This window comes from Gordonia sp. SGD-V-85, assembly GCF_001456905.1.
Classification (GTDB): domain Bacteria; phylum Actinomycetota; class Actinomycetes; order Mycobacteriales; family Mycobacteriaceae; genus Gordonia; species Gordonia hongkongensis.
Genome location: NZ_LNQO01000045.1, coordinates 1 through 10009, shown reverse-complemented (window position 1 = coordinate 10009; position 10009 = coordinate 1). Strand labels below are relative to the sequence as shown.

Below are 10009 nucleotides of genomic sequence, written 5' to 3'. Positions count from 1 at the left end.
CGAAGCCGAAGCGGTGACATCTGTTGGCTCCAAAGGGGATTCATACGACAACGCGATGGCTGAGGCGTTCAACTCGCTGTTCAAAGCCGAATGCATCCGTAACCCCGTGATGCGCCCGCGAGGCGGCTGGGCAGGTGTGGGCGAGGTCGAGATCGCCGTCGCTGAGTACGTCGAATGGTTCAACCACCGCCGCCTGCACGGCGAGATCGGACACGTCCCACCCGTCGAGTACGAGAGCGCCTACTGGTCGACCCACACCGTCACCAGCTACCGTGAGAACCCGGTCCCCGCAAACGCTGGAACCAACTAACCGAGCCTCCAGCAAACCCGGGGCGATTCACACCGTCTCCCGAATCACGGATCGGGTCATCGAAGAGATGGTGTCGTGGTGGGCACGCCCGCTGGAGAAAGTGTACGCGGCGGTGTTCATCGACGCGATCATGGTCAAGATCCGGGATGGGCAGGTGCGTAACCGGCCCATCTACGCCGCGATCGGGGTGGATCTCGACGGGCACAAAGACATCCTCGGCATGTGGGCCGGCGACGGCGACGGCGAGTCGGCCAGGTTCTGGCTGGCGGTGCTCACCGACCTCAAGAACAGGGGTGTCCGCGACATCTTCTTCGTTGTGTGTGACGGATTGAAAGGGTTGCCCGACAGTGTATCTGCCGCGTTCCCGTTGGCCACGGTACAGACGTGCATCATCCATCTGATCCGCAACACCTTCAAGTACGCCTCCCGCAAGTATTGGGACACGATCAGCGCCGATCTCAAACCGATCTACACCGCGCCGACCGCCGCTGACGCCCGGGCGCGGTGGGAGGAATTCGCCGAGAAATGGGGCACGCCGTACCCGGCGATCGTGACCCTGTGGGAGAGCGCGTGGGAGGAGTTCATCCCGTTCCTTGACTACGACGTCGAGATACGGCGAGTGTTGTGCTCCACCAACGCGATCGAAAGTCTCAACGCCCGCTACCGGCGTGCGGTGCGCGCTCGAGGACACTTCCCGAACGAGCAGTCCGCACTCAAAACGCTCTACCTGGTCACCCGGTCGCTGGACCCGAAGGGTACCGGTCAGACGAAGTGGGCCGTACGCTGGAAGCCAGCGCTCAACGCCCCGGCCATCACGTTCGCCGATCGTATGCCCGCAGCCGAAGAACGCTGACCCGCCGAGCAATCGGAAAACCGCCGCTTACACCGAATATCGGACAGACCCGTCGGGGCCCGATTCCCGCCGAGCTCGTGGTGAGCGTGCGTGAGACGCTGGGTGGGGGTCGTCCAGAACGGGGGGTGTCCCTATGGGTTTGTCAAGCAGCTGAAGCGATTGGGGTTCGGTAGGGCTCGCTGTGCTTGAGCATCGCGTAGAGGACGTCGCATCGTCGGCGTGCCAGGCAGATGAGGGCGGCGTTGTGTTTCTTTCCTTCGGCGCGTTTGCGGTCGTAGTAGGCGCGGCTGGTGGGGTCGTGCAGTGCGGCGAACGCGGAGAGGAAGAAGGCTCGTTTGAGTTTGCGGTTTCCGAATCGGGCGGGGTGCTCGCCACGGATGGAGGTGCCGGATCGGTGGGTGACTGGTGCGATGCCGGCGTAGGCGGCCAGGTGGCCTGCGGTGGCGAATGCTGAACCGTCGCCGACTTCGAGGAGGATGCGGGCTGCTGTGTAGGGGTCGTAGCGGATCTGGTTTCGCACCGCGGCAAAGTGGCTCCGCGCCATGTCTCGATCGTTGTCCGCGTCGCCGGTAGCATCACGGGTGGACGCCTGCACGGTGGCGTGGTCGAAGGCCAGGATACGTGACGCTGCGAGAAGAACTGCAGGCTTCCCGGTTGCCTCCTGTCGATGTCACAGGACCCGGGTCAGCGGGAACCGGCGTCCTGCTGATGGTAATGCTCCTGCGTGCGTTTGTGTGAACGCGGCGGCCCTGCTTAGCGTCCTCCTCGCGGACTTGCCGCGACAGGCCGGTTAGCCTGACAAGGATGCTGCGGCCTTTCGTAGTGACGCCTCCAGGGTCGTTTCCGCCTCGGGTAGAGCCGCCGCGAGGGTTGTGACGGATCGGAGCCGCTCGGATGAGGCGTGATCCTTCTGTACTGCTGCGCGTGCGACTGCAGTCCAGGATGTCGCCGCATGGTGGGCGTTGGCTGCAAGGATGGCGGTGGCGTGATCGCCGGTGAGGCGCGCGATTTCGTCGCAGCCCTGTGCCAGCAGTCGGCGGAACAGGCCGCCGCCGGTCCCCGCTTTCTCGATGAAGGCGCCGAGGCTGAATAAATGCATCTCGAGGTCGTCGGTCGACAGGGCTCCCCAGCTGCAGACGTCGGATGCGAGCGCGCTGGCAGCGTCGAGGCCGTGTGACCCGTGTTCTGCGGGCCCGGCGATCGTCGATGCGCCTGGGGTGCTCAGGCTCGCTGCGGATTGTGCGAATGCCTGTGCGGCCACCTCGAGAATCGAAGGTGGCGTCTGTGGCCAATTGATACGAAACAGCGTGTGTCGGGTTGGCTCCGGGAAGGAGGTCGAGCGGCGCGCGCGTGCGAGTGCGTCCAGTGGGACGCGTTGAAGGTCTTCGCGATCGTTGTCGGCGATGTACGCGACGCCTTGCGTCTCGTCGTAGCCGACTACAACGATGTCGTGGCGGCTCATGCGCAACTGGACCCGCAGGTAGGGGAGTTCTGCGATCTCCGCCCAGACCAGTGCAGGGCGTCCCTGATCGATCTCGCCACGAAGGTTCTCCCAACCCTCGGCCGGGTCGTCTGTGGCAAGCACCTCGACGGTGCCGCCCAGACGGCGGGGGAGGTCGATCTCAAAATCAGGTCCTCGTCCGACTAAGTACACGGGTGGCATCAGCGCTTTTGATCGAATGTAGGTGAGGGAGAGGGCTCCGCCGAGGGCAAAGACGAGGCCCTCGTCGGGTGGGCCGTCGTAACCGAGCCCGGTCCACTCCATGAGGTCTCGCATCGCACCGGACCCACAGTGGCCACCCATTCGGTGCGGGTAGGGGTCGATCATCGAGGGGCCGGACACTGACACGATCCTCCTGTGTTGAGGCGGTACGAAAATTGTCGATTGCCGGGCCGACGACTGAGGCAGACCGGGTTAGGCGTGGAATGCATCTAGTGACGTCGCACGCTGCGTGAGTATAAGAGGGCCATAGGCCTCTTTGAGAGCCACCAGGATGTTGTCGAGAGGCAGGTCGTTGTACACACCTCTTTCGCGGACGTACTCCATGTGTGTTGAGCCGTCCGCGGAGTGAGCGTGGAGCAACGCGTCGCTGTCGCCGGTGAAGTCGATCGGGGCGACTCCGAACCGCGCGCACAGTTCCGAGTTGAACGCGGGTGTCGCCTTGAGCCACCGTCCGTCTATGTAGACGTGGCTGTACCCGTGATAGACGAAGACGTCGGTTCCCATCAGCTCACGTAGGGCGCCCGTTTGGAGGTGATTACGGACGTCGGCGAAGCCTAGCCGCGCTGGGATCCCGGCGGCGCGGAATGCGGCGGTAAGCACGACGGCCTTGGGGACGCAGTATCCACGCCCGGATTCGATTACATGGCTGGCCCGGTAGTGCTCTGGGTCGTTGGAGACGGTGTACGGGTCGTAGCGGATGGCGTCGCGCACCGCGGTGAACAGGCGGCCGGCTTTGTCTTTGTCGGTGGTCGCGTTGCCGACGGCTTCGCGTGTGAAGGTTGCGACGGTGGCGTGCTCGATGTCGAGGAAGCGTGAACCCGTCAGCGCCGCCGGGCTGACCGCATTTGTCGGTGATGTGGTCATGGGGCCGCTCCGATCAATTCGGACCTGACGATCGGCGCTCGTTGTGCAATGGCGCGCTTGGCGGTCACGAAGTCAGCGGGTCTGTTGACGCAGTCAGCTGCAATCAGTTCTCCGGCGGTTAAGTAGTAGCAGGTGAAGTCGCGGCCATGGGCGGGGTTGCCGCTGACCAGCACCTCGTCGTATCCGGTGTTGAGCCCGGCGATCTGGAGTTTGAGGTCGTATTGGTCGGACCAGAACCATGGCAGTGCGGCGCGACCGGTTGTGTTGTCGCAGATTGTGGCCGCCGCGATCTTGGCGTGCTCGGTTGTTGCGGACACGCACTCGAGACGAACACGTCGCCCGTACCGCTCGATTCGGTGGTTGGCGCAGTCGCCGGCTGCGACGATGTCAGGATCGCTGGTACGAGCGCGGTCGTCGACGAGGATGCCGTTTTCGACGTCGATGCCCGCAGCTGCTGCGAGCTCCGTGTTCGGAATGACGCCGACGCCGACGATGACCAGGTCAGCGGCCAGCGTCTCCCCCCCGGACAGGACAACGCCGTCGACTCGTTCGTCGCCGCGGAACCCTTCGACCATTGCGTCGGTCCGTACCTCGACACCCTTCTCGCGGTGAATTCGATCGAAGAATTCCGACACGACGGGCGCCGTGACACGTTCGAGTACGCGTCCTGCCGCCTCCAGGACGGTGACCTCGACACCCAGGGTTCGAAGCGAGGCCGCTGTCTCCAGGCCGATGTACCCGCCGCCGACAATGACGACCCGCGAACCCGGGACCGCGGCGGCGCGGATGGCCTCGACATCGGTGGCGGTGCGCAGATAGTGCACGCCCGGCAGGTCGGCGCCGGGGACCGGCAGTGCGCGAGCTCGAGCGCCGGTGCACAGGGCCAACTTCGAGTAGGACACCGCGTCGTTGTTGCCAAGAGTGACGGTTCGTTCGGCACGGTCGATCGAGGTCACGGTCCCGTCGACGAGCTCGATCCGTTGCTTGTCGTAGAACTGGCGGCTCCGAATCGCGACATCGTCGAGATGGCAATCGCCAGCCAGGTATGCCTTGGACAGCGGCGGCCGCTGATACGGCAGGCGGCCCTCGTCGCCGATCAGCAGGATGGCCCCAGCCCACTTCTCCTTGCGCAAATTGGCCGCCAGCTGTGCGCCCGCGTGGCTTGCGCCGACGATCACGACCCGATCAGTACTCACGTCTCCGGCTTGGGAGTCAGACGGACCATCATCTTGCTGATCCCACGAACGAAGTTGGACTGCACGTACTCCGGATCACCGACCACCTCGATGTCGTCGAAGCGCTCGAGAAGTTCTTCCCAGAGAATGCGCAACTGCAATTCGGCCAAACGGTTTCCCATGCAACGGTGCACACCGAAACCGAACGCGATGTGGTTGCGAGCGTTGGACCGATCGATGATGAGCTCGTCCGGGCGGTCGAACACTCGCTCGTCGCGGTTGCCGGAGGCATACCACATGACGACTTTGTCACCTGCGCGGATGAACTGACCGTTGAGCATCACGTCCTTCTTGGCGACCCGACGCATGTATGCCAGCGGGGTTTGCCACCGGATAATCTCCGACACCGCATTGGGAATCAGATCCGGATTGGCTTTGAGTTTCTCGAACTGCTCGGGAAACTCGTTGAGAGCCAGCACTCCGCCGCTCATCGAGTTGCGGGTGGTGTCGTTGCCGCCGACGATCAGCAGCACGAGGTTCCCGAGGAACTCCATCGGGCTATTGTCGAGAAGGTTCTTGGTGTCCTCGTTGCTCTGCAGCATGGTGATGAGGTCGAATCCGGTCTCCTCGCCTGCCGCGGTCCGCGCGGCCTTGTCTCGCCACAGCGCACTCAAGCCCTGTGCCATCGCGACCATCTCGCGGAAAACTTTGTCGTTGTCCGATGGTCCGCCGTTGGCCTGCTCCATCGACGTGGCCAAATCCGACCACTGGACGAGTTTGTGGCGCTGCTCGTAGGGGTAGTCGAGCAATGTCGCGAGCATCCGCGCGGTCAGTTCGACCGACACGGTCTGGACCCAGTCGAACGGTTCGTCGAGCGGTAGCTCCTCGACGACTTCCCGGACGCGAGACCGGATGAGGCCCTCCATCTCGCGCAGGTTCTTCGGTGCGACGACTCCCTGGACGGCGGCGCGCTGCTTGTCGTGCCGCGGCGGGTCCATGGCGATGAACATCGCGATATCCATGAAACGCGGGGGCCGACCGATGATGATGAACGGTTCGGCGGAGAACGCTTCATGGTTTTTGTCGACAGCGATGATGTCGGCATGTCGAGTGACCGACCAGAACGGCCCGAAGGGACTGCGGGGCTGGAAGTGAACGGGCGCCTCATTGCGCACACGCTCGAAGTAGGACCGCCACATGCCCTGTCGGTAGAGAAATGGGTTGCTCAGATCGATGTCAGTGAGTTCGACGTCCTCGACCGGCGGGATGGGGGTCTCGGTGAAGATTTTCTTGCCGTCGGTTCGGGTGACGATCCGGCGGGTCTTGTCATAGACGTGAGCGCCACGGATCTGCAGATCGATCGGGATCATGGACTGCGCCTTCTCGGCGATCGCGGTGGTAATGCTCATCTGAAAGTCGCTCTCATTCTCTCACTTCACAACTGGAACTCGGGGAGGTGAACGGTCAACCCGTCCCACTCTTCGCGCGCGGTCATCTGACACGACAGCCGCGAGTTGGCCTCACGCTCGGGGTGCATGCTCAACATGCCTTCTTCGACGTCTGTGCTGTGGCCGACGGTGTCGATCCACGCGCTGTCGACGACGACGTGGCAGGTTCCGCATGCCGCCTCACCGCCACAGTCGCCATCAATGCCCGGTATCGCCTGGTCGACCGCGGTCTGCATCAGTGACCTGCCGGGCATCACCGGCGCGGGGTAGTCCTCGCCGTCGTGGGTCACGTAGGTGATCGTGGCCATGGCCACCTCCTTGTTCCTGGGTCGTAGAGATGAGTGTGCGCGCGGCGAATGTGGTCGATCCAGGTTCGGACGTCGCGATGTCTTGTTAACTTGGCTCATATGAGCCTTGTCGAGTCGGGGATGCCGCCGCTGGCGTTCGCCCAGCTCCTCGACAGCGGCGCCTTGGGCGCGGCGGAGACCCGAGCGTTCGAACGCATCATGGCCCGCGAGGGCGTCGATCTCGCGGTCGTCATTGCGCGACAGGGCCAAGTGCCTGTCCGGTGGTTTCACGAGGTGTATCCGGCGATGGATTCCCAGCAGGGATTCCGGTTGGGCGTAGCGTTCGCCGAGCACGCTCAGCTCACCTCGTTCGGCCCCATCAGTTTGCCGCTGGTCAGTGCGGGTTCCGTCGTCGAAGTTGTTCAACTGCTTCAGTTCTTGCCCCTGATATCGACCGCGCTGAGCACCGAGTTCCAGCACGGAGATTCTGGACTGACGATCGCTCTGGCCGGGCGCACCGACAGCGCCGGCACCGATTGTTTCGCCGTCACCTACGGTGGTCTGGCTGTCCTGCGGTTGGTGGACATGCTCGCCGGTGCCGTCCCCTCCGTGGAGCTTCATCTGACATGCCAGGCGCCGGCAGACCTGATCGCCGTGGGTGAGATCGGCCATCGGATCGTTTTCAACGCGCCCGCGGCGTTCGTGCACATACCGGCTGCCGTGCTCTACGACGTGTGCCGTTTCTCCGACCCCGTGGCCTACCGGATCGGTATTGCCGAGCTTCGACGCGTCTACGAACAGCGTAGGCCCAGTTCCTACACGCAGCTGGTCCGCGCACAGTTCGATGCCGACCCTGCCCGCGCTGACGGTGCTCGTATCGCGGCGGAGCTGTCGATATCGGTGAGCACACTCAAGCGACGCCTGAACGCCGAGGGCACCACCCTGCGTCGCCTGCGGCAGCAGTTCGTCCAAGAACGGGCCACCGCGCGACTGCTGGATCCGGGCATCGGTGTCGGCGAGATAGCCGCAGAACTGGGGTACTCCGACGCCGCCAGCTTCTCTCATGCGTTCACACGGTGGGTCGGATGCTCCCCGACGCGGTTTCGCCGCGCACCGGCGAATCGGCAGGCAGCGCCGGGCATCTGAGCAGGTCAGTCCGCGCGAAGAAGATTGACGAAAAAGCTGTCTACCGTGGAGGTGTCGGCGTAGCGCGCGAAGTGCATGAGATCGACTTTCACGAACTCGCCGGTGGCGGAAAAGTAGGTCTCGCCGTCCACAGTCCCGCTCGCCCCGATGTGCAGGATGTGATCGGCGTCCTCGTCGATGCACGCCGTAAGACGTACTGGTACGTGGAGGGGTACCGGTCGGCGGTACTTGACGGTCAACGTGCGCGTGACGGCCGGGGTGCCGGCGATCCACAGCGTGAATCCCATGATGTCGTCGCACGCGGCCGAGATAGCGCCTCCGTGCGCCAAACCTGGTCCACCGGAATGCTTGGTGGTGAAAGAGTGATCGGCAAAAACGCGGTCGCCGTCGCGGTACACCTCGAGCTGCAGGCCGCTGGCATTCTCCGGCCCGCAGCCCATGCACGATGGGGAGTGTGCGGGCAGTTTGGTGGGTGCTGACATCACAGTCCTCGAATCGATGCTCGTGCCGGTAGCAGACCACTACCAACGGTATCGTTGGTAGAATGCCACATCCACGCTGGACCAACAGCGTGAGGAGACCTGGTGGCGGTGAGCATCAATGGCCTCGACGACGTCGATCCGCGGCGGGTTCGTTCCCGGAACCGTCTGCTCGACGCCACGGCGGTGTTGCTGCGCAGCGGGGGAGTGGAGGCTGTCACCGTCGAGGCGGTCACGAGCGTTCCCGCAGCTGGAGACAGTCGTGCGGCAGCAGTCGGTCGACCCGATCCCTGCGGGAGTGCCGTCGTTTCAGTCATTCGACCGGATGGGCACGGCGTTCGGGGAGAAAGGCGCCAAGACAACGGCGTTTATCGCCATGGAGAACCGTGGCGGCCTCACCCCGACGGTGCGTGCACGCTACGACGAGCTTGTCCAGGAACTTCGTGGCACCACCGCCGATGTCGCTTCCGCCCGCGACCTGGTGGGGGGATCGCCGATGTGTGTTGTCGAACTTGTCAGGATGTAAAGCCTGGGACGGGATCACGGTCGTTCTAGAAGTACTGGCCGACGTCGGCAATCTTGTAGGCCACCGGGTCATGCAGGCTGTGCGTCCGGATGTTGCGCCAGAACCGGTCCAGCCCCAAACGCGGGTGTGTCCCACGCGCCCCGATGACCTCGAAGATCCGGCTGCCTATAGACAGACCCGCCTCGGTGGCCAAGACCTTCACCCCCGACACCTGAACCATCAGCGAGGCCCGATCGGCGGGTGCCAAAGCATCACCCTTCTCCCAGATCCGCTGCACCGCGTGCGACGCATCGCGGGCCGCCGCGTCAGCGCCTTGTAGTTTAATCGCAAGCTCTCCAAAGGTCCGAACTACGTATGGATCCTGCGTGGCCTCAGAAACCCCCGCAGGGGTCCATGGCCGTGCGTGCTCCAGCGTGTATTCGCGAGCGGAGTCCAGCGCTTCGGCGGCAATTCCTATGTAGACGTGCGAGAAGATCAGTTGCACCAACGGGCCGAATAGGCTGGCGCGCCTATAGCCGAAAAAGTCGGTGATCACGCTGTTCGGAGCCCCCAACACCTCGTGCGGAAGCACTTGAACATCTTTGAAGTCCGTTGTACCGCTGTCGGTCCGCCGCATCCCCAGGGCTTTCCAGTCATTGTTGGGACGCACTCCCCCTCGGTCGGTGGGTATGACCGCTGTGATAATTCCCGACCGCTCGGGTGAGTCATCATCCTGCGCCACGCCAAACACCAGAAGCAGATCGGATCCGAGCGCCCCGCTACAGAAATGCTTGGTCCCGTTCAGCACGTAACCACCGTCGTCGCGTGGGGTTGCACGCACCTTCCAGTCGAGAATGTGACTGTTGTTCTCGCTCAACGCGTTCCCCGTCCAGGAACCCTGCGCCACGCGGCGGTAAGTGGCGTCGCGCTGCTCCGGCGAGCCGAGGAGTTCGATGAAGGCTGCACACACGAGGTGGTATCCGTAGAGGTGGCCAAGCGAGCCGTCGACCTTGGCAATCTCGCGGATTACTGCGAAGACTGAATCGCCCCGGGTTTGCTGGAGGCTCGGTTAGTTGGTTCCAGCGTTTGCGGGGACCGGGTTCTCACGGTAGCTGGTGACGGTGTGGGTCGACCAGTAGGCGCTCTCGTACTCGACGGGTGGGACGTGTCCGATCTCGCCGTGCAGGCGGCGGTGGTTGAACCATTCGACGTACTCAGC

At 63.7% G+C, this 10009-nt stretch carries 10 protein-coding genes and 4 pseudogenes; 5 read left to right on the top strand and 9 right to left on the bottom strand.

Annotated features, from left to right (window positions below; all coding sequences use genetic code 11):
• Positions 1-310, top strand: a 310-nt coding sequence (locus AS181_RS24270; RefSeq protein WP_231742710.1) for an integrase core domain-containing protein, incomplete at its 5' end; no start/stop codon positions are given.
• A 31-nt stretch (positions 311-341) separates the two neighbouring features.
• Positions 342-1163: pseudogene (locus AS181_RS24265) on the top strand (IS256 family transposase); the annotation flags it as partial.
• Positions 1164-1305: 142 nt separating this feature from the next.
• Here the strand turns inward: AS181_RS24265 and AS181_RS24260 are convergent.
• The 6 genes and pseudogenes from AS181_RS24260 to AS181_RS24235 form a co-directional block, all read right to left on the bottom strand.
• Positions 1306-1653: pseudogene (locus AS181_RS24260) on the bottom strand (transposase); the annotation flags it as partial.
• A gap of 300 nt (positions 1654-1953) precedes the next feature.
• On the bottom strand, positions 1954-2967 hold the full coding sequence (locus tag AS181_RS24255; protein ID WP_172622077.1) for a BtrH N-terminal domain-containing protein: 1014 nt from the start codon (positions 2965-2967) through the stop codon (positions 1954-1956).
• A gap of 111 nt (positions 2968-3078) precedes the next feature.
• A complete protein-coding gene (locus tag AS181_RS24250) occupies positions 3079-3750 on the bottom strand; it encodes a transglutaminase-like domain-containing protein (RefSeq protein ID WP_004020618.1) in 672 nt (223 codons plus the stop codon).
• On the bottom strand, positions 3747-4946 hold the full coding sequence (locus AS181_RS24245) for an NAD(P)/FAD-dependent oxidoreductase (protein ID WP_014928948.1): 1200 nt from the start codon (positions 4944-4946) through the stop codon (positions 3747-3749). Before AS181_RS24245 ends, AS181_RS24250 begins: the two co-directional genes overlap by 4 nt.
• Positions 4943-6334, bottom strand: coding sequence for a cytochrome P450 (locus AS181_RS24240; protein ID WP_004020620.1), 1392 nt, complete (start codon positions 6332-6334; stop codon positions 4943-4945). The genes AS181_RS24245 and AS181_RS24240 overlap by 4 nt, the downstream gene beginning before the upstream one ends.
• 26 nt (positions 6335-6360) lie before the next feature.
• Positions 6361-6681 carry a 2Fe-2S iron-sulfur cluster-binding protein gene (locus AS181_RS24235; RefSeq protein WP_004020621.1) on the bottom strand — a complete coding sequence of 107 codons (321 nt, stop codon included), beginning with the start codon at positions 6679-6681 and terminating at the stop codon, positions 6361-6363.
• 99 nt (positions 6682-6780) lie between these two features.
• Between AS181_RS24235 and AS181_RS24230 the strand changes: the two genes are divergently transcribed.
• On the top strand, positions 6781-7806 hold the full coding sequence (locus tag AS181_RS24230) for a helix-turn-helix domain-containing protein (RefSeq protein ID WP_004020622.1): 1026 nt from the start codon (positions 6781-6783) through the stop codon (positions 7804-7806).
• Between the two features lie 5 nt (positions 7807-7811).
• Here AS181_RS24230 and AS181_RS24225 read toward each other — a convergent pair whose 3' ends face one another.
• Positions 7812-8288, bottom strand: coding sequence for a PaaI family thioesterase (locus AS181_RS24225; protein WP_004020623.1), 477 nt, complete (start codon positions 8286-8288; stop codon positions 7812-7814).
• 108 nt (positions 8289-8396) lie between these two features.
• Between AS181_RS24225 and AS181_RS25565 the strand changes: the two are divergent.
• Positions 8397-8522: pseudogene (locus tag AS181_RS25565) on the top strand (TetR family transcriptional regulator); the annotation flags it as partial.
• A gap of 4 nt (positions 8523-8526) precedes the next feature.
• A pseudogene (locus AS181_RS24220) lies at positions 8527-8769 on the top strand (MMPL family transporter); the annotation flags it as partial.
• Positions 8770-8836: 67 nt separating this feature from the next.
• Here the strand turns inward: AS181_RS24220 and AS181_RS24215 are convergent.
• Both AS181_RS24215 and AS181_RS24210 read right to left on the bottom strand, forming a co-directional pair.
• The gene (locus AS181_RS24215) at positions 8837-9760 is read right to left on the bottom strand and encodes an acyl-CoA dehydrogenase family protein (protein ID WP_014928945.1); all 924 of its coding nucleotides are present in this window, start codon (positions 9758-9760) and stop codon (positions 8837-8839) included.
• A 99-nt stretch (positions 9761-9859) separates the two neighbouring features.
• Positions 9860-10009: IS3 family transposase (locus AS181_RS24210; protein WP_139114277.1), on the bottom strand; the 150-nt coding region annotated here is incomplete at its 5' end.